This is a genomic window from Tatumella sp. JGM94 (assembly GCF_018257595.1).
Classification (GTDB): Bacteria; Pseudomonadota; Gammaproteobacteria; order Enterobacterales; family Enterobacteriaceae; genus Tatumella; species Tatumella punctata.
This window is the reverse complement of sequence record NZ_JAERJN010000015.1, coordinates 59,304-84,084: the sequence shown is the minus strand read 5'-3', so window position 1 is coordinate 84,084 and position 24,781 is coordinate 59,304. Positions and strand designations below refer to the sequence as shown.

Genomic DNA, 24,781 nt, shown 5'->3' with positions numbered 1-24,781 from the left:
GCCCGCAGGGCGGGACGGAAACAGCGTTATAATGCTTCGCAGATACTCTCATGAGGTTATCGTTAAGGCAATTTACATAAGTTGCCGCACCTGTCCTGATATGGCAATCGGACTGCCTGTCAGATCGCTGATTCCGGCAAAAATGCGTGAGCGCATCCCCATATCTTCGCCCTGCACAATTTCTATCGCGCCGTTATGTGGCCACTGCAGGTCGCGCAGATAACCGGCAAATGCTGCCGAAGCTGCACCGGTAGCCGGATCTTCGTAAACATCGCCATAGGCAAACGGGTGACGGGTATAAAATTTCTGTGCATCTTCCCCGCAGACCAGCAGGATAGTCACCCAGCCGTTGCGCCGCATCAGTTCACGGCCTGCGGGCTGAGAATAACGCATTGCCGCCAGAGATGAGCGCTCTTTTAATGCCAGCACCAGATGGTCGGCTCCGCCATGGATCAACGCCGGAGGGATACGCATATCCGGCTCATGATGCCGGTAGCCGATCCTGATTAGACCGGCTGGCTGCGGGTAAGCGGCCTGCCAGTTGCCCTGTACGTCGGGTTCAGCCGACACCTGAAGGGTGGCCTGATTTAACTGAAACTGATATTCCCCCGCACCAAAGCGTTGCACCAGCACCGCGGTGGTGGCAATGGTGGCATGGTCACAGAAAGGCACTTCGGTTTCCGGAGAAAAATAACGGACCCGCCAGACCCCGGCAGGCTCTCCCTGCACCGGAATCGCAAACACGGTTTCCGAAAAACCGGCCTCAGCGGCAATACGCTGCATTTCATGTTGCGCGGGGAATTGTATGCCAGTTCAGACACCGGCAGGATTACCGCCTTGCCCGTTATCTGCAAAGGCGGAAACAGAGACTAAATCTGCAGCAGCGAATAATATAGTTTCTCCCGGATGAGTTCAGGCTGGATAACATGACCGGTGACTGGAAACGGTCGTCGTCTTTCAACTATATATCACCGGAACCAGAGGCTGAATGACGGATATTTTTCCGTGAGCGGTTTCCGGCGCTGATTCAAAGAAATTCCTGCCAGGACAGGATATTCTGCGGTTTTGTCACTCCCCCGGGGCATCCCGTATGCATGAATTCCGGTTAGTTATACAGTTACTGCAACAGATGTGTGTATTTCTGGTAATCGCCTGGCTGATGAGTAAAACACGGCTGTTTATTCCGTTACTGCAGGTGACGGTCAGACTTCCTCATAAGTTATTGTGTTATATCACCTTTTCTTTTTTCTGCATTCTCGGCAGCTATTTCGGATTAAATATCGATGACTCGATTGCCAATACCCGTGCCATCGGGGCGGTAATGGGGGGCTTACTCGGCGGGCCGGTTGTTGGCGGGCTGGTGGGGCTGACCGGCGGTCTGCACCGTTATTCTCTTGGCGGGATGACCGCCCTGAGTTGTATGCTGTCCACTCTGGCAGAAGGCTTACTGGGGGGAGGGCTACACCGGATTCTGGTCCGGCGCGGACGGGCAGATAAACTGTTTAGTCCGCTGACGGCAGGGGCACTGACTCTGCTGGCGGAAGCTCTGCAAATGCTGATTATTCTGTTAATTGCCCGGCCTTTTTCGGAAGCACTGCAACTGGTGAGCCATATTGCCGCCCCGATGATTATTACCAATACGGTCGGTGCTGCGCTGTTTATGCGTATCCTGCTGGATAAACGGGCAATGTTTGAACGCTATACCTCTGCCTTTTCGGCTACCGCCTTGCGGGTGGCTGCAGAAACGGAGGGCATATTGCGCCAGGGATTCAACCGCGAAAACAGTCTAAAAGTCGCACGGGTGCTGCATCAGCAACTGGATATCGGGGCGGTAGCGATTACTGACTGCCGGGAATTGCTGGCTTTTACGGGGATCGGTGATGATCATCATATCGCCGGGAAACCGGTCTCTTCTCACTATACCCGGCGTGCCATTGAAACGGGGGAAGTGGTCTATGCGGACGGTAACGAACTGCCGTATTGCTGCTCCGTGAATCCGCAGTGCAAACTGGGCTCAACTCTGGTGATCCCTTTGTATGGTGAAAACCAGCAGGTGATTGGCACCATCAAGTTATACGAAGCGAAAAACCGCTTATTCAGTTCTATCAACCGGACACTGGGCGAAGGTATTGCCCGGTTACTGTCAGCGCAGATCCTTGCCGGTCAGTATGAACGACAAAAAGCCCTGCTGGCACAGGCTGAGATTAAACTGCTGCATGCCCAGGTGAATCCGCATTTTCTGTTTAATGCACTGAATACTCTGCAGGCTGTGATCCGTAATGACCGGCAGCGTGCCGGGGTGCTGGTGCAGTATTTGTCGACGTTCTTCCGTAAAAATCTTAAGCGCAGTTCCGAAGTCGCGACTCTTGGCGATGAGCTGGAACACGTAAATGCCTACCTGCAGATTGAGCAGGCCCGTTTTCAGTCACGGCTAAAGGTGAATTTACGGGTCCCTGAAGCATTGTGTCATCATCGTTTACCGGCGTTTACCCTGCAACCTCTGGTAGAAAATGCCATCAAACATGGTACGTCCCAGCTGCCGGGGACCGGAGAAGTTATCATCACCGCCTGCCAGTCAGCTGAGTATCTGGAAATTTCGGTACAGGATAATGCCGGGCTATTTGTCCCGCCGACAGGTAAATCGCAGGGCATGGGCATGGGGCTGGTGGACCGCCGTCTGCGGGCGCGGTTTGGCAATGGCTGCGGGCTGTGTGTCGACTATGACACTGACAATTACACACGGGTAATTATCCGTTTACCGCCGGAGGTGCAGGAGATATGAAAGTATTGATTGTCGATGATGAACCACTGGCCCGGGAAAATCTCCGGCTGCTGTTACAGCAGCACAGTGATATTGATATTGCCGGTGAGGCTGCAAATGCCATTGAAGGGATGGCGGCCATTAACCGCCTGCGCCCGCAGGTGGTGTTCCTGGATATCCAGATGCCGCGTATCACTGGCCTGGAAATGGCCGGTATGCTCGACCCGCAACACCGGCCACATATCGTATTTCTGACGGCTTTTGATGAATATGCATTACAGGCTTTTGATGAAGCCGCCTTTGACTATCTGCTGAAACCGGTCGAACCGGCCAGGCTGACAAAGTGCCTGATGCGCCTGCGACAGGCCAGTGATCCGCAGGATCTGGCCCGGCTGCCCGGATTGCAGTCAGCGCTGAAATATATCCCCTGTAACGGACAGAACCGGATTTACCTGCTGGCGATGGAGGACGTGGCCTGTGTCAGCAGCCGGATTGGCGGGGTGCTGGTGACCAGCCGTGAGGGCAAACAGGGGGTGACCGGGCTGACACTGCGTACCCTTGAGCAGCGTACTGCGCTGCTGCGTTGCCATCGCCAGCATCTGATCAATATGGATCAGTTACAGGAGATCCGTATGGGAGAGAACGGTCAGGGAGAACTGAAGATGAAGGGCGGTCAGACAGTGCCGGTCAGCCGCCGTTATCTGAAACGTCTGAAAGAAACTCTCGGCCTATAGTTCCGGCCGCAGAGCTTCAAATGTCTGAGTCAGCAGCTGTTCGGGCAGGTCAGTACCAATAAAAATCAGCTGGCTGCAGGGCGTTTCATCCGCTTGCCATGGCCGGTCATGGCCAAAGCTATACAGGCGCTGTACCCCCTGAAACAGTAAGCGGCATGGCTCTCCGCTGACCCATAACATCCCTTTGTAGCGCAACAGATTATCGGCATATTGCAGTAACAGGGATTCCATAACGCCTGACAGGGTTTGGAGATCGACCGGAAAATCCAGCTGAAGGGTCAGAGAGCTGACCCTGTCGCGGTGTTGTGGCATAAAACGGAACGCTAAGGCCGGCCGAATCTCCCTGTGTTCCAGCATAAATCCCCGCAGATCAAACAAACTGTCAATATCCGTATCACCGTGCAACACCCGCTGTATCGGGGCACGGGCATTGATACGCTGTAAACGTTCTGTCAGGGCTTCACAGTCTGCAACAAGATCGGTTTTTGTCAGCAGAATGCGATCCGCATAACCGATCTGGGCTTGTGCAACCTGACAGTTATCCAGTTGCTGGTTTGCGTGAACGGCATCCACCAGGGTAATAACCCCGTCAAGATGACAGGCCTCCGCCAGCCCGGGATGGCGGAAAAAGGTATGGATCACCGGGCCGGGGTCCGCCATCCCGGTAGACTCAATAATCAGTCGATCGAAACTGATCGATCCTGCCGTGCGGGCAGCGAGCAGATCAAGCAGAGCATTTTCCAGTTCACCCGAACGGTCACAGCAAATACAGCCGTTGGCCAGGGTAGTGATCCGGCTGGCACGATCCCCGATAATCTGCTGATCAATGCCGGTGTCAGCAAACTCGTTTTCTATGACGGCAATTCGGTGGCCGTGGTCTGTCTGCAAAATAGTCTTCAGCAGGGTCGTTTTTCCTGCCCCGAGAAAACCGCTCAGTAAAGTCACTTTTACCGGTGTCATAGACTCTCCCTGGTTAACAGCAACGCATGCCGCCTTTACCGTCTCCGCCATACCTTGCCTGCTGACGTTCACGAAAAAATTCTTCATAACTCATCGCCGGCAAATCAGGGTGACGGTTGCGCATATGTTCAACATAGTTGTCATAATCCGGGACACCTACCAGCATTCTTGCCGCCTGCCCCAGATATTTTGATGCAGAGCCTGCTTTACCAAACATCGTGTCTCCTGATAATAACGGCCCGCATATTACGGCGGGCCTTCGGTCGCTTAATGGCCGGAGGAGGTTTTCACCCCCCCTTCCGGGACGGGAACATAAGGGGTTTCTTTATCGCTGCGTTGAGGGTTTTTCGCCGCCTGACGCCAGATTTTTACCCCGTAGAACATAATGCTGTACACCACCAGCAGGAACAGAATACTCAGGCCGGCATTGGTGTAATTATTCAGTACGATCTGTTGCATATTCGCTATCTGAGCAGCACTCAGTGCACTGCCGTCATTTATCCGCGCCTGGTATTCCCGTGCCATATAAAAAAAGCCTTCCAGTTGCGGATTAGCGCTGAACAGTTTCATACTTAAAGCCCATGTGGTGCAGATCAGCAGCCAGACTGCGGGGATGGTGGTTACCCAGATATAACGGGTACGTTTCATTTTAATCAGGATCACAGTACCCAGCATCAGGGCGACGGCCGCCAGCATCTGGTTCGAAATACCGAACAGCGGCCACAGGCTTTTCACGCCACCCAGCGGATCCACAACCCCCTGATACAGCAGATAACCCCACAGTCCGACACAGCCGGCAGTACCCACTATTCCTGCGGGCAGGGAGCGGGTATTTTTCAGGAAAGGTACAAAATTACCCAGCAGATCCTGCAACATAAAGCGTCCGGATCGGGTGCCTGCATCCAGTGCTGTCAGGATAAACAGGGCTTCAAACAGGATCCCGAAGTGATACCAGAAGCCCATATCGGCCAGTGGCATAATCTTGTGGAATACATCGGCAATACCTACCGCCAGGGTAGGTGCTCCCCCGGCGCGGTTAAGCACCGAAGGCTCACCAATATCTTTGGCCGTTTGCAGGATTTGCTCCGGTGAAATCACAAATCCCCAGGAACTGACTGTGGCGGCGGCCTGTGCTGTCACGTCTTTCAGTTGTGCCATAATCAGTGGCGCATTTTCTCCCCCCAGCTGATGCAGATTAGGCATGGTAAAGCCCAGCCCTGCCGGCGGAGTGTTCATGGCGAAATAGAGACCCGGTTCGATAATTGAGGCAGCAACCAGTGCCATAACCGCGACAAACGATTCCATCAGCATGGCACCGTAACCGATCAGCCGGGCATCTTTTTCGTTAGCCAGTAATTTTGGTGTGGTGCCGGAAGCTATCAGTGCATGGAAACCGGAAACCGCACCACAGGCAATAGTAATAAACAGGAACGGAAACAGAGCGCCTTTCCATAACGGGCCGCTGCCGTCGATAAACGGAGTTATCGCCGGCATTTTCAGATCCGGATTCAGGATCACGATCCCGATCGCCAGACCGACAATCACCCCGATTTTCAGGAAGGTTGCCAGATAGTCACGCGGGGCGAGGATCAGCCAGACAGGTAACAGAGCGGAGATAAAAGCATAACCAATCAGTGCATAGGTAATAGTGGTGTCTTTAAATGTCAGTGCCGGTCCCCAGTAAGGGTCACTGGCAATGACACCGCCAAACCAGATAGACAGCACCAGTAATACCAGCCCGATGACCGAGACTTCCAGTACCCGGCCGGGGCGGATATAGCGCATATATACGCCCATCAGCAGCGCTATCGGCACGGTGGCACAGACGGTAAATACTCCCCACGGGCTTTCGGCCAGTGCTTTAACCACAATCAGCGCCAGCACAGCGAGGATAATGATCATAATCAGAAAACAGCCAAACAGAGCGATGGTACCCGGCACCGGCCCCATTTCCTGTTTGATCATCTCGCCGAGGGATGCGCCATTACGGCGCGAAGAGATAAACAACACCATAAAGTCCTGTACCGCACCGGCCAGTACCACACCGGCCAGCAGCCACAGAGTGCCGGGTAAATAGCCCATTTGTGCAGCCAGAACCGGCCCGACCAGCGGGCCGGCCCCGGCGATAGCCGCAAAATGGTGACCAAATAAGACATAGCGGTTGGTCGGAACATAATTAAGGCCGTCATTGTTCATCACGGCAGGGGTGGCGCGGGAAGGATCCAGCTGCATCACTTTTTGCGCGATATACAGACTGTAATAGCGGTATGCCACCAGATAGACCGAAACGGAGGCGACCACCAGCCACATAGCACTGACATGTTCACCGCGCCGTAATGCCACCACAGCAAGGCAAAACGCACCAATGACCCCTAACACCGCCCAGGGGATGTGCCTGAGAATTTTATGTTTATCCATGATTAACCTGCTGTTTTATATTGTGTTATACGAGGGAATCCCCGGGGCACCGCAGCGCCCCTGAGCCGGATATTCCTTTACCGGTCAGAATATCCTGGCGATTTTTTGCAGGCGGCGGGAATAAAAATAGCTGAGTGGCAATATGCGTGGCAGAGCGGTTACCGGAGGTCCTGAGTGGTTTTCTGCCCGCGGCCGCCGGCGGTTTTCTGTGATTCAGATCGCAGCCGGAACGGCCAGTGCTGCCGGACTCTGACAAAAGTGCCACGGCAGACAAGACTAATCAGTAAATCGATTATTTTTTCTGATTTAAATTAACCGGAGTATCCGGTCTGAATAATCATACACCCTTACATTTCCGCGGCGGATACAGGCTGCTGACTGGCCAGAATAAAAATGTGAAGCGGCGCATGATGGTTAAAAATAAATTGTTAATCAGATCACAAATCAAAATAAAATAAATAAAAATAAAATGTGATTTAAATCACATAAAAACAGGATTTTGTAAAAATAATCCGCATATTGCTCTGCAATATTATCTTTTAATGTGATTCATATCACTAATTTACCCCCTCTTCACGGCGCTTTATGGTGATACATATCACATTATTTAACCCGAATATGCGCCGCCAGATCTGCGTGATAGAGTCCGCCAGAGTGATCACTCCCGGAGATGTCATGCTGATATCTGCAGGATAGTACATTCCCGTGCCTTTTTATGTGTTGGTGCATATTTATAAGGAATATTTATATGTTTTCATCAGCTATCAGAATAAAAATACAAAGCTTTGGCCGCTTTTTAAGCAATATGGTAATGCCAAATATCGGTGCCTTTATCGCCTGGGGGATGATTACCGCGCTGTTTATTCCCAGCGGCTGGTTACCCAGTCAGACCCTGGCGAAACTTGTTTCGCCGATGATTACCTATCTGCTGCCTTTATTAATTGGTTATACCGGCGGTCGTCTTGTCGGGGGAGAGCGTGGCGGGGTGGTCGGGGCGATTACCACGATGGGCGTTATCGCCGGGGCGGATATGCCAATGTTCCTCGGGGCGATGATCGCGGGTCCGTTGGGCGGCCGGATAATCAAAATCTTTGACCGTTATACGGACGATAAAATTAAAAGCGGTTTTGAGATGCTGGTCAATAATTTCTCCGCCGGAATTATCGGTATGTTACTGGCTATTCTGGCCTTTCTGGCCATCGGGCCACTGGCTGAGGGGCTGTCTCGCCTGCTTGCATCAGGGGTTAATCTGATGGTGCAGAATAGTCTGCTGCCCCTTACTTCTGTCTTTGTTGAACCGGCGAAAATCCTGTTTCTGAATAATGCGATTAACCACGGGATATTCTCCCCGCTGGGGATCCAGCAGGCCAGTGAGGCCGGTAAATCCCTGTTCTTTCTGATTGAAGCCAACCCCGGTCCCGGACTGGGAGTGTTACTGGCCTATATGCTGTCTGGCCGCGGAAATGCCAGGCAGTCTGCCGGAGGCGCAGCCATCATCCACTTTTTCGGGGGGATCCACGAGATTTATTTCCCATATGTACTGATGAATCCGCGGCTGATCCTTGCGGTGATCTGTGGCGGGGTAAGTGGTGTATTTAGCCTGGCGTTGCTGGATGGAGGGCTGGTTTCTCCGGCCTCGCCTGGCTCGGTATTGGCGGTACTGGCAATGACGCCTAAAGGCGCTTACTTTGCCAATATTGCCGCCATTATCACAGCATTTCTGGTGTCTTTTATTATTGCCGTCATCCTGCTGAAAACAGGGAAAGTCAGAGAGCAGGATATGGATGCCGCTTCCCGTCGCGTGCGGGCCATGAAAACCGGCCAGCAGGTCTCAGCAGAGATATCGCTGCCGGATGATCTCCGGCATGTTCGCCAGATCATCGTCGCCTGCGATGCAGGGATGGGATCCAGTGCGATGGGGGCCGGGATGTTGCGTAAAAAAATCACTGATGCCGGTCTGACGCATATTTCTGTCTCCCATGCTGCAATCAATAGCCTGCCGGAGGATGCGGACCTGGTCATTACCCACCGTGAACTGACTGAACGGGCGATGCGCCAGGCACCTCAGGCCCGGCATATTTCTCTGACCCGTTTCCTTGACAGCGATCTGTATCAGGATCTGGCTGTCCGTTTGCAGCTGGTCAGCCCGCAGGCTGAGCCGCTAAGCCGGGTCGCTGACAACAGTGGCGGACAACATCCGGGGCCCTCTTTCCGGCTATCTGCCGGTGATGTGCTGCTGGGCAATTACGCTGAGACTAAACAACAGGCTATCTGTTTTGCCGGTGAACAACTGGTGAAAAGAGGCTATGTCCGGCCGGAATATGTGGCAGCCATGCTGGAACGGGAAACCCTGGCGTCAACCTACCTCGGAGAATCGATTGCGGTGCCACACGGCACAGTAGCCGCCAAAGATCGTGTGCTGAAAACCGGGATAGTGTTCTGCCAGTACCCTGACGGGGTGCACTTCGGTGACCAGCCGCAGGATATCGCGCGGCTGGTGATCGGTATTGCTGCGCGTAATGACGAACACATTCAGGTGGTCTCCCGGCTGGCGACAGCTCTGGATGACGAACACATCATCACCCGGCTGGCCACCACCCAAAGTGTGCCGGAAGTTCTGGCACTGCTGGCGGATAAGCCCGCCAGCTGAAACCTGATATCCATGCAAGGCGCAGCGGCGTGGCAGGGATACGGCTGCGCAATCTGCTGCTGATTCTGATTGTGACTGTAAAAGGACGTACTATGAAAGCATTACACTTTGGTGCCGGTAATATTGGCTGTGGTTTTATCGGGAAATTGCTGGCAGAAGCGGGGGCAGAACTGATTTTTGCCGATATTAATCAGCGGGTGGTGGATGAACTGAACCGCCGCGGAGAATATCCGGTGCAAATCGCCGGCGAGAAACCGCAACTCTCTGTTGTCACGGGGGTCAGGGCGGTCAACAGTACCAGCGAAGCAATCATGGATTTAATTGCTTCAGCGGATCTGATTACCACCGCCGTCGGTGCTCAGGTTCTCGGTGCTGTTGCCGCAACCCTGGCTACGGGGCTTATGCGTCGTAAGGAGAATGGCAATCACCGGCCATTGAATATTATTGCCTGTGAAAACCAGTTATCGGCCACCACCAGGCTAAAAGCCTGTGTTATGGCCGCGCTGCCAGCGGATTATCAGCCATGGGTTGAGCAACATACGGGGTTTGCTGATTCTGCGGTTGACCGTATTGTCCTGCCTGCCCTCGCCGGCGGTGATCCTCTGGCAGTGACTGCTGAAAGTTTCAGTGAATGGATTGTCGATAAGACCCGGCTGAAAGGCGAGTTTCCGTTAGTTCCGGGGATGACGCTGACCGACAATCTTATGGCGTTTGTCGAAAGAAAGTTGTTCACACTGAATACCGGCCATGCGATCGCGGCTTACCTTGGTCACCTGGCGGGGCACAAAACTATCCGCGAATCGGTGCTGGATCCGCATATCCGTCGGACAGTGCAGGGCGCGATGGAGGAAAGCGGCGCGGTGCTGATCCGTCGTTATGCTTTCGATGCTGACCAGCATGCGGCTTATATCCGCAGTATTCTCGGTCGGTTTGAGAATCCCTGTCTGGATGATGATGTGGAGCGGGTAGGGCGTCAGCCATTGCGCAAACTCAGTGCCGGTGACCGGCTGATTAAACCGATACTCGGCACCCTCGAATATCAACTGCCACAGAAACATCTGATTACGGGGGTAGCTGCGGCATTACACTTCCACAGTGAGCAGGATCCTCAGTCGTATGAGCTGGCCAGTTTGCTGAAGAAACAGGGTGTTGCTGCCACCCTGGCTGAAATCTCCGGGCTGGAGGCTGACAGTGAGCTTGTCAGGGCGATAGTGGCGGCCCGGAACGCTATGGTATAATCGGCCCCTTATTCCTGATATATAAATATTCAGGGCACAGTCTTACTGTGCCCTTGCGGGTATTATCAGACGACCGGGGTGATATGCAGGGACCAATGGAACAATCGCAGGCTTTTGAAAACCGGGTGCTGGAACGGCTGAATAGCGGGCAGTCTGTCAGAAGTTTTCTGATCGCCGCCATTGAAATGCTGTCGGAAGCCGTGAATGTTCTGCTGGTCAAAGTATTCCGTAAAGATGATTATGCGGTCAAGTATGCGGTCGGGCCTTTATTGCTGGGTAATGGCCCGCTGGGGGAGTTATCGGTACGCCTGAAACTGATTTACGGCCTGGGGGTCATTAATCGCGCTGAGTATGAAGACTGTGAACGGCTTATGACACTGCGTGAAGCCCTGAATCATGACGGCACCGAGTACAGTTTTACTGATGATAAAGTTCTCGGGCCTTTTGCTGAACTGCATTGTGTGACTATTCCGCCGCCTGCCGATTTTGTCAGTGAGGATAAGGAATTAAATATTATGCAACAGCAACGCTATCAGCAGATAGTTCGCTCGGTGATGGTTCTGTCACTGACCGGGCTTATCGCCCATATCAGCCTGAAACCTGCCTTTGAAAAATAATGTCCCGCCGCTGCTGAAAACCTTTGATTGCCGGGAGTTTATGGTTCTTCTGCGACCGGCTGATGCTGCGAACCTCTGGCGGACCGGCGACAACCGGTCCGTGTTACAGGGGGCGGTGATAAACACCTCCGGCCCCATTGGTTGTCCCTGAATATTGACGGCAGCCCTGTGACGTACCTGATACCAGTACTGCCGCCCTGAACACCGTTAATTATTATCCAGTGGCAGGCTGCCCTGACGGGTGCGGGATGATAATAACGGTTTATGGCGAAGATGGCTGCGGCCGGCAATCACTAACGCCAGTGTCCAGAGCAGGCCCATTGACAGATACCAGCCAGAGGTCAGATGCCCGCTGACGATCCCCAGCGGAGAGAAGGTCAGATAAAGACTGATCAGTGCGGCGACCAGCACCACACTGACAGGAACCGCATACTGCCAGCTAACCAGCTCCTTACCGGTGGCAGTGATCGGCGGTATTGTCTTGCCGGGCAGGTAACGGTGCAGAATAAACAACAGTAACATCTCACCGGCAAACAAGATCCCCATCAGATGAATAAAGCTGATCCCCCAGCGGGCATCAACATTCAGCCCCAGAATAAAAATACCGTATATCAGAGCATGTGATATCAGCACAATTCTGGCAGCAATAGCCGGCGGGCGGGCGACGATAAAAGCAAACAGCACGACAGCAATCACCGGCATATTAAAGAAACCGGTGAAACGCCGCAGTAATGTATAGATGCCCTCCGGTGCATCCATTAACAGCGGAGCACAGGCGATGGAGATTAACGCAACCAGTAAACTCATCTGCTTACCAAAGCGTACCTGCTGATGGTCTGTGGCCTTTGGTCGGTATGACAGGTAAAAATCATAAGTCAGCAACGTGGCAGAGGCATTAATAATGGCATTAAAGTGGCTCATTACTGCTCCCAGAATGATGGCGACAAAAAAGCCTTTCAGCCACCAGGGAAGTAATGCCGCAATCAGCGAAGGATAGGCCAGGTCGGAAGAGGTCAGGGGATGGCCATGAAAATAATGCCACGCAATAATTCCCGGTAACATCATCAGTAACGGCAGCACCAGCTTACAGGCACCGGTCAGCAGGATCCCTTTCTGGGCTTCCTGCAGCGAGCGTGCTGCAAGGCTTTTCTGCATAATTGCCTGGTTAGTACACCAGTAGAACAGGTTGGCAAAGATCATGCCGGTAAACAGGGTACTGAAAGGCACGCTGTCATGATTATTACCAATCATATTCAGTTTTTGCGGATTCTGTCGCAGTAACTCCTGCATTCCGGCCAGCAGGTGCCCGTGACCAAGAGCGAGGAAACCAAGTACTGGCACCAGCAGAATGATGACGATCAGAAACACCCCGTTAATGGTATCGGAGACGGCGATAGCCCGCAGCCCTCCCAGTACCGCATAGGCGGTACCAATAAAGCCGGTCAGGCAAATCATCAGGATCATGCTGGTCTGGTAGCTGACCCCCAGCGCCTGTTGAATATTAAATATTTTTTCCAGGGTCAGTGCCCCGAGGTATAACGACGAGGGACACAGCACCAGGGTATAGGTCATCAGCAGTAATACACTGACAATTTTGCGCGCTGTTTTATCATATCGGGATTCAATAAATTCCGTCAGGGTGGTAAACCCGCCCTGCATATAGCGCGGCAGGAAGAACAGTGCCAGGGCGATAATGGCAATAATCGCTGTAGCTTCCCAGGCGACCGCACTCAGATTATGCAGGTAGGCATCACCATTCAGACCGATTAGCTGGTCGACGGAAACATTGGTCAGCATCATGGAACCGGCAATAAAGCCGAAACTCAGTTTGCCGCTGGCCATAAAGTACTCCCGTGCGGTGGTATGTTTAAACCGCCGGGTCAGCCAGTAAGAGATCAGGATAATCAGTAATAATGTGGCGAACGTTGTCAGCAGTGTAAACATCAGCCCTCCGTCTGTCGGTCGTTGATTCGGCCAAACTGGCTGCTGCCGTCGATAGCGAAATGGTCGATATCCCGCAGTTCTTCTTCACTGAAGCGGATATTTTGCAATGCCCCGAGGTTATGCAGTAATTGTTCCGGTGAACTGACGCCGGTGAGTGCGGAGCTGATCTGTGGCTGGCGCAGTACCCATGCCAGTGCCATCTGCGGTAATGACTGACCACGCTGTCGGGCAATATTTTCCAGCCCGGCAATGCGGGCAAAGTTTTCCGCACTCAGTTCACGCTGATCAATACTATGACGGCGCAGGGCAGCCGGGGTACTGGCGGAGTATTTTCCGCTCAGCAGTCCCTGAGCGAGGGTGCTGAAGGCGATAATCCCTGTTCCCTGCCGGGCACAGGTCTCAAGCAGGCTGTCTTCGACCCAGCGGTTAAACAGGTTATAAGCAGGCTGATGGACCAGCAAAGGAATATGCCACCGTTGCAGTAACCGGGCTATTTCACCGGTTTCTGCTGACGGATAGGAGGAGATCCCGACATACAGTGCTTTACCCTGTGTCACGGCGCTGGCGAGGGCGGAAGCCGTTTCTTCCAGTGGCGTGGCGGGGTCATAACAGTGGGAATAGAAGATATCGACATACTCCAGGCCGAGGCGTTGCAGGCTCTGATTCAGGCTGGCAAGCAGGTATTTCCGCGAGCTGCCTCCCTGGCCGTAAGGCCCCGGCCACATATCGTAACCCGCTTTGGTGGAAATAATCAGTTCATCGCGGAAGGGACGAAAATCACGACGAAACACTTCTCCGAAATTTTGTTCGGCACTGCCATAGGGTGTGCCATAGTTATTTGCCAGGTCAAAATGGGTGATACCGGCATCAAAGGCACAGCGCAGTAAACTTCGCTGTTGTTCGCGGGTACTGTTATCACCAAAGTGCTGCCACAGTCCGAGAGAAATGCGCGGCAGTTTTAAACCACTGTTGCCGCAATGCGGATAGGACATGTGCTGATAACGTTGTTCTGCTGGCTGATAACTCATGTTACTGACTCTCAAAAGGCGGATGAAAAGGTGGTGGTGTCAGCCCCAGGTGACTGCGCAGGGTTTTTCCCTGGTAGGATTTTCTGAACAGCCCCCGGCGCTGTAATTCGGGAATAACCGTCCGGGCAATATCGTCCAGTCCGGCAGGCAGGTGCGGGACCATAATATTGAAACCATCCGCGGCATATTCTTCGAACCAGCATTGAAGCTCGTCGGCAATTTGTTGCGCGGTCCCGATTACCGTGTGGTGACCGCGGCCACCGGCAATACGCAGGCCCAGCTCAGCCAGCGTCAGGTTTTCGCTGGCGGCGATCCCCCGTAGCAGAGCCTGACGGCTCTGCTGCCCTGAATCTGACAGCGGCAGTTCAGGCAGTGGTTGATCCTGCGGATAGCCGGACAGGTCAAAATTACCCAGCATTCTGCCTAATAACGCGATACCGACCTCCGGCTGAACCAGTTGCTGGAATTGCTGATACTTTTCTTCGGCTTCCTGCCGGGACTGGCCGGTGACCAGCAGTACGCCCGGCATAATTTTCAGACTGTTTTCGGGACGCTGGCAGGCACTGAGGCGCTGCCTGACGTCCTGATAGAACTCTTTAGCTTTTTTCAGATCAGACTGTGCGGTAAATACCAGATCGGCCGTTTTTGCCGCCAGGGCCTTACCGGCCTCCGAGGAACCTGCCTGCACGACCACGGGTTTACCCTGTGGTGAACGGGCAATATTTAATGGCCCGCTGACCTGAAAATAGTCACCACGGTGATGTAAGGGATGCATTTTTTCCGGACGGTAGGTCTGACCTGAAGCCTTATCATAGATAAAGGCATCGTCTTCCCAGCTATTCCACAAACCTTCCACCACCCGGTAAAATTCGGCGGCACGCAGGTAACGTTCCTGATGGCTGAAGTGTTGGTGCCGGTTAAAGTTAGCGGCTTCATTGGCGGCATCGGATGTCACCAGATTCCAGCCCGCTCTGCCACCGGACAGGTGATCCAGTGAGGCAAACTGCCGGGCGATATGATAAGGCTGGTTGTAGCTGGTGGTCGCGGTCGCAATCAGACCAATATGTTGCGTCACCGCCGCCAGCGATGCCAGTAATGTGACCGGTTCAAAATAGTTGGAACGGGCCATCTTATGGGCTTCGACAGAATCGAACACCGCCAGACTGTCGGAAAAAAACAGCATATCAAAACAGGCGCGTTCGGCCGTTTTCGCAATCTGAATATACTGCTGAATATCCAGCGGATCGGGGGCCACCTGTGGGTGGCGCCAGGCCGCGACATGATGCCCGGCCGGATGAATAAAAGCCCCCAGCGACAGTTGTTCATTTCTTGGCATAGTAAGTAACCGGTGAGTAATTTTTTCAAAACTATAACCAGACGACGGGTATTTATTTAATGCTGATTGGTGCATTACTCTGCACATTTTTTGCTAATCATTGCCTTACTGCCGGAAGACCCCGTGAAATAACGGGAAGTGTGATGAGGTTAGCCGGTTGTCGCGGTGAAAAATCAGGATATAACGGTTAATTATTACTTATAAATTCCCGGCTTTTTGCCGACAGAGCGCGGGCCTGAAAATGGCCGCAGAACGGCGGGACTTACTGCTGACAGTCCCGGTGTATTAGGTGAACAGCCGCAGGGCCAGTGAGCAACGCCTTTCATCGGGGGGATGGATAGCATTATTGCCGGGGGCGGAGCGGATAAATGTTTTAGCCGGAGAACTGCTGCACTTTTATGATCAGCTAAAACTGCCGCTGACCCTTGCCGTATCGGGGGGAACTTGCATCACCGGGAAGAGACGAACCATAGGATTGCCGGGAGGTGACCGGCCGACAGCCGGTTTCAGGTGGTGGCTGCCATTGAAACAGCCGGTAAAACCGGAGAGTAATCACTGAGATTACGGCCCGCAAGACGGGCCGCTGAAATATCAGAAATCAGCTTTCAGTACTGCACGGTAACGGGCTTTACCGTCACGGACATGCTGAATAGCCTCATTGATTTTTGACATCGGGAACAGTTCGGTCTGTGGTTTGACGCCGGAACGGGCCGCCAGTTTTACCAGACTGCGCAGCTCGTGAGGAGAACCGGTCGAAGAACCGGAAAGGCTGCGGTCACCGGCAATCAGGGTAAAGGCCGGGACTTCAAACGGTTTCATTACGGCGCCGACGGTATGGAAACTGCCATTGTAAGCCAGCGCCTGGAAATACGGCATCCAGTCCAGAGACACATTGATGGTATTAATGATCAGGTCGAACTGACCCGCCAGTGCTGTAAGTGCTTCAGGATCACGGCTGTTAACCACTTTATCCGCCCCCATCGCCAGAATTTCCGCTTCTTTCGACGGTGATGAGCTAAACGCGGTCACCTCACAGCCCATTGCATGCAGTAACTTGATGGCAATGTGTCCCAGCCCGCCAATCCCGATCACGCCGACACGGCTGGTCGCGGTGATATGGTGCTGCAGTAACGGTTTGAATACCGTAATACCGCCGCACAACAGCGGGCCGGCAGATTCGATATCCAGCGCTTCCGGTAACGGGATCACCCACTGCCAGTCGGCACGGATCTTCTCGGCAAAGCCACCACGGTTCAGGATAGTGGGTACGCTGCCCTGCTGACAGTTGCTCTGACTGCCGCTGATACAGGCGTCACAGTGACCACAGCTGCGGGCTGTCCAGCCAATGCCGACCCGCTGGCCGATTTTCAGGCCTTTGCTCTGTGCGGCTGCGCCCAGAGCGTGGACACGGCCGACAATTTCGTGGCCTGCAACCAGCGGATATTGTGAAATTCCCCATTCATTATCGATCATCGACAAATCCGAGTGGCAGATACCGCAGTATTCTACTTTGACTTCAACATCTTCGGCAGCAAGCTCGCCGGCATCAAATTCATACAGTTCCAGTTCTGCGCCAGCTTCTGCTGCGGCGTAGCTTTTAATCTTGCTCATGATGTTCTCCTCTCAAGGGTGTGGTTGTCAGTGTAGAACATTACACGACAGTCACGGAAAAAACGTCGCGGAGAATATTACATTACTGCGGGCAGGGGTTACCCGTTATTGCGGAAACGGCCTGCGGGAAAGCAGGCCGTGATTGTTTGCGGTTATTTTGCGCAACCGGCACACTGGTTTTGCAGGATCTGGCTGAAAAAGTCGTTTCCTTTATCGTCTACCAGAATAAATGCCGGGAAGTTTTGTACTTCAATTTTCCAGATGGCTTCCATACCCAGTTCCGGGTATTCGACACACTCGAGGCTTTTTACGCTCTGTTGTGCCAGTACCGCTGCCGGTCCGCCGATACTGCCAAGATAAAATCCGCCATGTTTCTGACAGGCATCGGTAACCTGCTGACTGCGGTTACCTTTTGCCAGCATAATCATGCTGCCGCCATGGGCCTGAAGCAGATCAACATAAGAGTCCATACGCCCGGCGGTGGTCGGGCCGAGGGAGCCGGAGGCATAGCCAGCCGGTGTTTTGGCCGGGCCGGCATAATATACCGGATGATCTTTGATGTATTGCGGCAGATCTTCGCCGTTATCCAGCCGTTCTTTCAGCTTCGCATGGGCAATATCACGCGCCACAATAATGGTGCCGTTCAGTGACAGCCGGGTAGAGACCGGATACTGTGTCAGCAGGGCGAGTATCTCTTTCATCGGCCGGTTAAGGTCGATATCCACTACCGTACTTTCGCCTTCCCGGCGCAGATGTTCCGGGATCAGTCTGGCCGGATTATGTTCCAGCTTTTCAATCCACACCCCCTGGCGATTAATTTTGGCTTTAATATTCCGGTCCGCGGAACAGGACACCCCCATTCCTATCGGACAGGAGGCGCCGTGGCGTGGCAGGCGGATGACCCGGATATCATGGGCAAAATATTTACCACCGAATTGTGCACCCAGCCCGAGGCTGTGAGCTTCTTTTAACAAAGCCTGTTCAAGTTCCGTATCACGGAAAGCCTGTCCATAGTGATTACCTTCAGTTGGCAGTCCGTCGTAATAATGGGTGGATGCCAGTTTCACCGTTTTCAGGGTACTTTCGGCGGAGGTACCGCCGATCACAAAGGCAATATGGTAGGGCGGGCAGGCCGCAGTGCCGAGAGTGCGCATTTTCTCCACCAGGTATTGCTGCAGTTTACCCGGACTGAGCAGTGCCTTGGTTTCCTGATAGAGATAGGTTTTGTTCGCTGAACCGCCGCCTTTGGCGATACAGAGAAATTTATATTCATCACCATCGACACTGTACAGATCAATCTGCGCCGGCAGGTTGGTGCCTGTATTCACTTCTTTATACATGTCCAGTGCAGCATTCTGCGAATAACGCAGATTATCCTGCCGGAAAGTATTAAATACGCCGCGGGACAGGCTGGCTTCATCACCGCCACCGGTCCAGATCCGCTGGCCTTTTTTGCCCATAATGATCGCGGTTCCCGTATCCTGACAGGTTGGCAGAATACCTTTGGCAGCAATCTCTGAATTTCTCAGAAATTGTAAGGCGACATAGCGATCGTTTTCACTGGCTTCAGGATCAGCAAGAATAGCCGCCACCTGTTGCTGGTGGGCGGTACGCAGCATAAATGATGCATCATGGAATGCCTGCTGAGCCAGCAGGGTGAGTGCTTCCGGGGCGACTTTGATCACCTCTTCGCCGTCAAAACTGGCAACTGAGACATAATCACTGCTCAGCAGGTAATAGTCAGTCTGATCTTCGGTGACCGGAAAAGGGTCCTGATAATGGAAAGGTGTATTCGACATGTTTTCTCACTTAATCGGCAGCAACGGGATACCGTTGCGCTTCGCAAAATACTGATGGTAATTATTATGTCCCCCCGCCACCCGCTGATAGCGGTCGCGGAGGGATAATCATTTAACGCATTAATACCTGCAGCGATAAACCCGATCTGTCAGCCGAAGACCATCGCCATCCATGGATAGCCGATAAGCAGCAGGGCCGCAAGAAAGATAGCCCCGAAAATGGTCCCGAGACGCCAGTAATCGGCGGTTGGCAGATAGCCGCTGCCATAGTATATCGGGCTTGGTCCGGTACCGTAAGGGGTGATAATCCCCATGATCCCCAGGGATGTGACCATCATCAGACAAAAAACCTGCATATCCAGGCCCGGGATAGTGGCGGCAATGGTCAGCATCGCCGGCAGCAGAGCGGTGGTATGTGCCGTGGTACTGGCGAACAGATAGTGCAGCAAAAAGAACGCCACCACTAAGATAAGGCTGGCGACGCCCGGCGATATTCCTCCCATCAGTGCCCCGCCTTCTTTACCCAGCCAGCTAATAAATCCGGTGGAGGAAAGGCCATCAGCCAGGGCGACCAGGGTGGCAAACCAGGCAAAGGTATTCCAGGCGGCTTTATTACCGGTGATATCGCTCCAGTTCAGTACCCCGGTCCATAACATCAGGGTAATGACCAGCATGGCAGCCATCGCCGGTTCAATCCAGCGGGTGGCAAAGATCCACATTGCCAGAGCAGCGCAGACAAAGACCAGTAGCAGAATTTCGTTACGCGACAGTCTGCCGAGTTTCTCCAGCTCACGGGTTGCCCAGCGGGGGACTTCATCATTGACTTTGACTTCCGGCGGATAAAACAGATACGCCAGCAACGGCATCAGCAGAATCAGGATCACTCCGACCGGCAGAAAGGCGATAAACCAGTTACCCCAGGAAATCGTGATACCGGTGATACTTTTAACCAGCGCCAGGGCCAGCAAGTTGGGGGCCAGAGCAGACAGAAACATAGAGCTGGTAATACAGGCCGCGGTAATGGCGACCCACATCAGATAAGAGCCGATCCGTCTGGCGCTGGGGTCATTAGGCTTAGAGTCATACAATGGCGGCAGGTTGGCAATAATCGGGTAGATGGTGCCCCCGCTACGGGCGGTGTTGGAAGGCGTAAAAGGGGCCAGCAGTAAATCAGCAAAGGTGATGGCATAACCGAGAGTCAGGCTGCGGCGCCCCAGGTATTTCACCAGTATCAGGGCAAGACGACGGCCGAACTGCGTTTTGTCATAACCGGCAGCAAACATAAAGGCACCGAAAATCAGCCATACAGTGGAATTCCCGAAACCACTGACGGCCCATTTAAATGATTGTCCGGCCAGTTTAAACCCGGCAGCAGCCTGTTGTTCCGGGCTGAACAGCAGCCACTGACTGAACAGTGCAATCACGACTACGCCGGTCAGACCAATCACTGCCCCGGGTAACGGCTCAAAAATCAACCCGACAATCACCCCGACGAAAATAGCGAAGAAATGCCATGCATAAGGAGGAAGTCCTGCCGGCACCGGTACAGCTAATAACAACAGTGCAACAATTATTGGCAGCAGCAACAATATCAAACGGTTTTTTTTGCCTGCGGCAGGGGGAGACCCGTTCAGCGGCGGTGCAGTATTTAATTTTACGTTCATCGTCTTTTTCTGTTAGTAGTTTAAATATTAAGGTAGCAGCGTACAGGTAATATTGCATTTCCGGCGATAGTTTTATTCCGTATGAGCGGAAGCCGTTGAAATAGCGCTTGTAATTATATCCGGCATAGTACCTCATCTGACTGACAGATAAAGTGTTTATATCATCGGCGCTCTCTTTTTTTAGCCGTTGATCCTGATCAACGAACTGGAATTAAAATTCATATGATTTTATTGAGCAGAACATATATTTTTGACATAAATTATGGTTGTTCTTGTATGAAGTACCGCAGCATGAGAGAAGTAATGCCTCAGGTCTGACATGCTCTGTATACGGAAAATGAGGTTATTATTGTATAAATATCAGTGCGGCGGTTTGCTGTGCGATTAAAATTGACCTGCAGCTTATATGGTACTGCTAATGGCTATGGCCTGCGGGGGGAAGCTTCCGGAGAGTACTGTCACAACCACAACATTATTGATGCGACATGGCCGGAAGAAAGATGCTTAGTACACCTTTATTTCAATAAATGTCCTTGATAGTTGCAGTCAGATACTATTTACATTTCCATTTTTCACCCGATCTCGTACCCTTAATGCACGGGATAAAACATAAGTCACAGAGTCGGCCTGGTTAACTGTAACATCTGGTAAAAGTCCCTACAGGGAAACCGGTATAGCTTCCCTTATCCGGTGTACGGTGATATGCCATGGCCCGCCTGCCATCAGGCTACTTGAGACGGATGTATTATTTACCAGAGTTAACTCATTAGTGGCATAAACCAATGCGTTCCTGTATTCAGCATAAACTGAAAGATGCAGACTGACATCCGGGGGCATGTACAAAAACTTTTAGCGAAGTGTATAATCAGAAACCGTAATTTAAATTTTCATCTGTTTTAAATTTACAGAATTAGTTTAAAAATTTAGCTGAAATGGCAAGGTGGGAGCCAACCCAGGGGCGGTAGCGTTGTTAAATGTCACTTTAACTGGTGACTTTCAGGCAATATCAGGCAATAACTGTTGCGCACAGGCCTGATAACGGCGACTAGCTTGCAATAGAGACCCATCAAAACATGAGATAATCTAATACTCGCGGGTGATTAAAACCGTCCCGGGACCCCGGTTCTGTTTTAGCACATGAATTTTTCTCACGAGATCATTGCAGTATTGTAGCCAAATAAGCGGGTCAGCCCCGGACAGACCTGTAATCTGTACTTTTCAGAAGAAAGCTGACTGAGTGATGTAACTATTAAATTTTAGATTCAGGGGGTTAAGAGCATTGAATCTGCTGCTCAGGGAGAGTAAAAATTTCTCCTTACAAACATTGTGGAATAACAATCTGAAATGTCAGCTTGCTCTCAGTGTGTTGAATTATAAGGGTTCTGTGGCAGAAATATCGGATTAGCCGTTGTGGGAAAATATTATATTTTTTATGGTATCAGGTTTACCTTCGGCTAAGTAAATTTTTTAGCAAGAGAACTGATAACTGAAGTATGGAACATGAGTATCTTTTTCTTTCCGTAACAGCACGATAGTCAGATATACAACAGGCTGTTAATCCAGAGTATTTTCATGTAAATACAAATCAGATCTTTTCCAGGATGTCATTTGTTTTAACTGGCACGTCAGTCGGGGGTATGAATGACTTCATATGCACCTAAGTGCTATATCTGAAAACCAGGGTTTGACATTTGTTATCTGGATAGAATCTGTCTGTCGCAGATAAGGTCTCTTACCCGCAGGATCGTCATATAAAATCTGGTAAAAAACTTATTATGTTTAAAAATTACAAAGAATTATTTTCTGATATAAGTAAATACAAAAGTTTATTATTTCATCTCACTCGACGGGATATAACAAGTAAGTTTAAGGGGTCATATGCCGGGCTGGCATGGTCATTTCTCAATCCTTTACTTCTTCTCAGTGTATATACTTTTGTTTTTAGCGTAATAATGAAAGCTAAATGGGGCCTGCAGCATGAGGGAAACCTGGATTTTGCTATTGTATTATTTGCAGGTTTAATTGTTTTTAATATGTATGCAGAGGCAACTAACCGCGCAGCAACTATATTTAATGACAATAAAAATTATGTTAAAAAAGTGGTTTTCCCTTTAAATATACTACCTATGGTCATTGTTAATTCGTCTTTTTTTACAGGGCTAATAAGTTACATAATTTTACTTGTAGCACTTATTATATTTAAGGACTCTCTCCATCCTGAATGTGCTATAGTTATTGTTTTACTACTACCTATTTATCTAATGACATTGGGTGTAACATATTTTATTTCTGCCATTTCGGTTTTTGTTCGGGATGTTGGTCAGGTTATAGCAATATTTAACATGGCTTTTATGTTTTTAAGTCCGATATTCTTTCCTATGGAGAGGATGCCGAAAAAGTTTCAGGCGATCGCATCTTATAACCCTATTGCATATATCGTTACCCAGGTCAGGGATTCTCTGATATTTGAACGCGGATTTAACTGGGATGGATATTTTATCGCTACACTAACCAGCCTGGTGATTTTTGCCTTTGGCTTTTGGGTTTTCTCTTCTCTGAAAAAAGACTTTGCTGATGTCATCTAATACTGTGATTCATATTGAAAAACTTTCTAAAGTTTATCATATATATAATAAGCCTGTTGACAGAATCCTCGCACGCTGGAATCCTGAAAAAAGAAAGGATTTTTGGGCACTGAAGAATATATCTTTTTCAGTAAGTAAGGGGGAAACTGTTGCTATTATCGGGAAGAATGGTTCGGGTAAGTCAACCTTATTACAAACTATCTGTGGAACCCTTAACCCAACTGTTGGTGAAGCCAAAGTAAGTGGCAGAGTTGCGGCTTTACTGGAACTCGGTGCCGGATTTGATTTAGAATCGACAGGAAGAGAAAACGTTTTTATAAATGGCATGTTACTCGGAATGAGTGAAAAGGAAATTCGCGATAAATTTAGTTTGATTGAAAAATTTGCCGATATTGGTGAGTTTATTAATCAGCCAGTGAAAACTTATTCTTCAGGGATGTTTGTACGACTGGCATTTGCTGTAATCGCAAACTCCGAACCAGATGTATTAATCATTGATGAAGCTTTAGCTGTCGGTGATGTATTTTTCGTGCAAAAGTGCATGCGTTTTATTCGTGAATTTAAAAAGAAAGGCACTATTCTCTTTGTTAGTCACGATACCAGTGCAGTAACGAATTTATGTGATAAGGCTGTCTGGCTTTCTCATGGTGAAATAATGCGTATTGGTCCGGCGAAAGATGTGACAGAAGAATACCTCGCCTATCAGCATGTTCAGGACCGTTCAGTCACAGAGAGTGCTCAGATTGAAGTCAATTATGGCAGAAAAAATGACGAAGATACGCAATCAGAAAATGCTATTGATGATTATGCTGACTGCCGCCTGGAATTGCTGAACCAGAGTTCGTTACGTAACGATATACAGGTTGTGGATATAAGCACCGGTGAGAAGGGATTCGGTACAGGTAAAGCAACTATTACACAAGTACGGTTCTTACAAAACGATAGCAAAGTACTGACTATTATCGGTGGTGAGTTGGTTTCCCTGGAAATAGAGGTACAGTCGAAAGAGGAACTTAAAGATATTATTGCCGGTTTTTACTTTAAGGACCGTCTCGGCCAGCGAATTTTTGGTGATAATACTTACCTGTCTTATATAGATGAACCTTTCTCAATGGATGCGAATTCCCGCATCGTGGCTAAATTTGAATTCCGAATGCCAATCCTCCCTCCGGGAGACTATTCAATAGATGTTGCTCTGGCTACCGGAAATCAGGAATCGCATACTCAGCATCACTGGATACATGATGCGATGACATTTAAATCTATTGCTAGTGGTATATCTACCGGACTGGTTGGTGTGCCAATGAAAAACATCATATTGGAAAAAATAAAAAGATAATTCTTATTTTAAAATAATAAAAAATATTATCAGATAGTTATAAATTTCATATCAGATCCAGCATCTCATTTTCTCTACGCTGGTTTAATAATATGAT

At 50.9% G+C, this 24,781-nt stretch carries 17 protein-coding genes; 7 read left to right on the top strand and 10 right to left on the bottom strand.

Annotated elements, in window-relative coordinates; all coding sequences use genetic code 11:
• Positions 1-72: 72 nt before the first annotated feature.
• Positions 73-783, bottom strand: coding sequence for a PhzF family phenazine biosynthesis isomerase (locus tag JK216_RS12110; protein WP_212711695.1), 711 nt, complete (start codon positions 781-783; stop codon positions 73-75).
• Positions 784-1,090: 307 nt separating this feature from the next.
• Here JK216_RS12110 and JK216_RS12105 point away from each other — a divergent pair, with 307 nt between their 5' ends.
• Together JK216_RS12105 and btsR are read left to right on the top strand one after the other, a co-directional pair.
• The gene (locus JK216_RS12105) at positions 1,091-2,782 is read left to right on the top strand and encodes a sensor histidine kinase (protein WP_212708637.1); all 1,692 of its coding nucleotides are present in this window, start codon (positions 1,091-1,093) and stop codon (positions 2,780-2,782) included.
• A complete protein-coding gene (btsR, locus tag JK216_RS12100; RefSeq protein WP_212708636.1) occupies positions 2,779-3,495 on the top strand; it encodes a two-component system response regulator BtsR in 717 nt (238 codons plus the stop codon). Before JK216_RS12105 ends, btsR begins: the two co-directional genes overlap by 4 nt.
• Here the strand turns inward: btsR and yjiA are convergent.
• The 3 genes from yjiA to JK216_RS12085 are packed head-to-tail and all read right to left on the bottom strand — an operon-like array spanning position 3,490 to position 6,873.
• Entirely contained in the window at positions 3,490-4,455 is a 966-nt protein-coding gene (gene yjiA, locus JK216_RS12095) for a GTPase (RefSeq protein WP_212711696.1), read from the bottom strand. The genes btsR and yjiA overlap by 6 nt on opposite strands.
• Positions 4,456-4,468: 13 nt before the next feature.
• On the bottom strand, positions 4,469-4,672 hold the full coding sequence (locus tag JK216_RS12090) for a YbdD/YjiX family protein (RefSeq protein ID WP_212708634.1): 204 nt from the start codon (positions 4,670-4,672) through the stop codon (positions 4,469-4,471).
• Positions 4,673-4,722: 50 nt separating this feature from the next.
• A complete protein-coding gene (locus JK216_RS12085; protein WP_212708633.1) occupies positions 4,723-6,873 on the bottom strand; it encodes a carbon starvation CstA family protein in 2,151 nt (716 codons plus the stop codon).
• Between the two features lie 748 nt (positions 6,874-7,621).
• Between JK216_RS12085 and JK216_RS12080 the strand changes: the two genes are divergently transcribed.
• The 3 genes from JK216_RS12080 (at position 7,622) to JK216_RS12070 (ending at position 11,378) form a co-directional block, all read left to right on the top strand.
• Positions 7,622-9,523 carry a PTS mannitol transporter subunit IICBA gene (locus tag JK216_RS12080; RefSeq protein WP_212708632.1) on the top strand — a complete coding sequence of 634 codons (1,902 nt, stop codon included), beginning with the start codon at positions 7,622-7,624 and terminating at the stop codon, positions 9,521-9,523.
• Positions 9,524-9,615: 92 nt separating this feature from the next.
• On the top strand, positions 9,616-10,761 hold the full coding sequence (locus JK216_RS12075; protein ID WP_212708631.1) for a mannitol-1-phosphate 5-dehydrogenase: 1,146 nt from the start codon (positions 9,616-9,618) through the stop codon (positions 10,759-10,761).
• A gap of 83 nt (positions 10,762-10,844) precedes the next feature.
• Positions 10,845-11,378, top strand: a complete 534-nt coding sequence (locus JK216_RS12070; protein ID WP_212708630.1) for an MltR family transcriptional regulator — start codon at positions 10,845-10,847, stop codon at positions 11,376-11,378.
• A gap of 207 nt (positions 11,379-11,585) precedes the next feature.
• Here JK216_RS12070 and JK216_RS12065 read toward each other — a convergent pair whose 3' ends face one another.
• From JK216_RS12065 to JK216_RS12040, 6 genes are all read right to left on the bottom strand, one after another.
• Complete coding sequence (locus JK216_RS12065; protein WP_212708629.1) at positions 11,586-13,322, bottom strand: solute:sodium symporter family transporter; 1,737 nt, start codon at positions 13,320-13,322, stop codon at positions 11,586-11,588.
• Positions 13,322-14,350, bottom strand: a complete 1,029-nt coding sequence (gene mgrA / locus JK216_RS12060) for an L-glyceraldehyde 3-phosphate reductase (RefSeq protein WP_212708628.1) — start codon at positions 14,348-14,350, stop codon at positions 13,322-13,324. The genes JK216_RS12065 and mgrA overlap by 1 nt, the downstream gene beginning before the upstream one ends.
• A gap of 1 nt (position 14,351) precedes the next feature.
• The gene (locus tag JK216_RS12055; protein WP_212711697.1) at positions 14,352-15,686 is read right to left on the bottom strand and encodes an LLM class flavin-dependent oxidoreductase; all 1,335 of its coding nucleotides are present in this window, start codon (positions 15,684-15,686) and stop codon (positions 14,352-14,354) included.
• Between the two features lie 591 nt (positions 15,687-16,277).
• Positions 16,278-17,297 (bottom strand): NAD(P)-dependent alcohol dehydrogenase, encoded by a 1,020-nt coding sequence (locus tag JK216_RS12050; RefSeq protein ID WP_212708626.1) that lies wholly within the window; start codon positions 17,295-17,297, stop codon positions 16,278-16,280.
• A 152-nt stretch (positions 17,298-17,449) separates the two neighbouring features.
• Complete coding sequence (gene fumA, locus JK216_RS12045) at positions 17,450-19,096, bottom strand: class I fumarate hydratase FumA (protein ID WP_212708625.1); 1,647 nt, start codon at positions 19,094-19,096, stop codon at positions 17,450-17,452.
• 149 nt (positions 19,097-19,245) lie between these two features.
• On the bottom strand, positions 19,246-20,760 hold the full coding sequence (locus JK216_RS12040) for an anion permease (RefSeq protein WP_212710667.1): 1,515 nt from the start codon (positions 20,758-20,760) through the stop codon (positions 19,246-19,248).
• Positions 20,761-22,535: 1,775 nt separating this feature from the next.
• On the opposite strand from JK216_RS12040, the gene JK216_RS12035 reads away from it, so the two are divergent.
• Both JK216_RS12035 and JK216_RS12030 read left to right on the top strand, forming a co-directional pair.
• On the top strand, positions 22,536-23,345 hold the full coding sequence (locus JK216_RS12035) for an ABC transporter permease (protein WP_212711698.1): 810 nt from the start codon (positions 22,536-22,538) through the stop codon (positions 23,343-23,345).
• Positions 23,335-24,684, top strand: a complete 1,350-nt coding sequence (locus JK216_RS12030; protein WP_212711699.1) for an ABC transporter ATP-binding protein — start codon at positions 23,335-23,337, stop codon at positions 24,682-24,684. Before JK216_RS12035 ends, JK216_RS12030 begins: the two co-directional genes overlap by 11 nt.
• Positions 24,685-24,781: the final 97 nt, after the last annotated feature.

Excerpts from the sequence above, each read along its gene's own strand:
- JK216_RS12110 (WP_212711695.1), bottom strand. The coding sequence starts at position 783 with ATGCAGCGTATTGCCGCTGAGGCCGGTTTTTCGGAAACCGTGTTTGCG.
- JK216_RS12105 (WP_212708637.1), top strand. The coding sequence starts at position 1,091 with ATGCATGAATTCCGGTTAGTTATACAGTTACTGCAACAGATGTGTGTA.
- btsR (WP_212708636.1), top strand. The coding sequence starts at position 2,779 with ATGAAAGTATTGATTGTCGATGATGAACCACTGGCCCGGGAAAATCTC.
- yjiA (WP_212711696.1), bottom strand. The coding sequence starts at position 4,455 with ATGACACCGGTAAAAGTGACTTTACTGAGCGGTTTTCTCGGGGCAGGA.
- JK216_RS12090 (WP_212708634.1), bottom strand. The coding sequence starts at position 4,672 with ATGTTTGGTAAAGCAGGCTCTGCATCAAAATATCTGGGGCAGGCGGCA.
- JK216_RS12085 (WP_212708633.1), bottom strand. The coding sequence starts at position 6,873 with ATGGATAAACATAAAATTCTCAGGCACATCCCCTGGGCGGTGTTAGGG.
- JK216_RS12080 (WP_212708632.1), top strand. The coding sequence starts at position 7,622 with ATGTTTTCATCAGCTATCAGAATAAAAATACAAAGCTTTGGCCGCTTT.
- JK216_RS12075 (WP_212708631.1), top strand. The coding sequence starts at position 9,616 with ATGAAAGCATTACACTTTGGTGCCGGTAATATTGGCTGTGGTTTTATC.
- JK216_RS12070 (WP_212708630.1), top strand. The coding sequence starts at position 10,845 with ATGCAGGGACCAATGGAACAATCGCAGGCTTTTGAAAACCGGGTGCTG.
- JK216_RS12065 (WP_212708629.1), bottom strand. The coding sequence starts at position 13,322 with ATGTTTACACTGCTGACAACGTTCGCCACATTATTACTGATTATCCTG.
- mgrA (WP_212708628.1), bottom strand. The coding sequence starts at position 14,350 with ATGAGTTATCAGCCAGCAGAACAACGTTATCAGCACATGTCCTATCCG.
- JK216_RS12055 (WP_212711697.1), bottom strand. The coding sequence starts at position 15,686 with ATGCCAAGAAATGAACAACTGTCGCTGGGGGCTTTTATTCATCCGGCC.
- JK216_RS12050 (WP_212708626.1), bottom strand. The coding sequence starts at position 17,297 with ATGAGCAAGATTAAAAGCTACGCCGCAGCAGAAGCTGGCGCAGAACTG.
- fumA (WP_212708625.1), bottom strand. The coding sequence starts at position 19,096 with ATGTCGAATACACCTTTCCATTATCAGGACCCTTTTCCGGTCACCGAA.
- JK216_RS12040 (WP_212710667.1), bottom strand. The coding sequence starts at position 20,760 with ATGAACGTAAAATTAAATACTGCACCGCCGCTGAACGGGTCTCCCCCT.
- JK216_RS12035 (WP_212711698.1), top strand. The coding sequence starts at position 22,536 with ATGTTTAAAAATTACAAAGAATTATTTTCTGATATAAGTAAATACAAA.
- JK216_RS12030 (WP_212711699.1), top strand. The coding sequence starts at position 23,335 with ATGTCATCTAATACTGTGATTCATATTGAAAAACTTTCTAAAGTTTAT.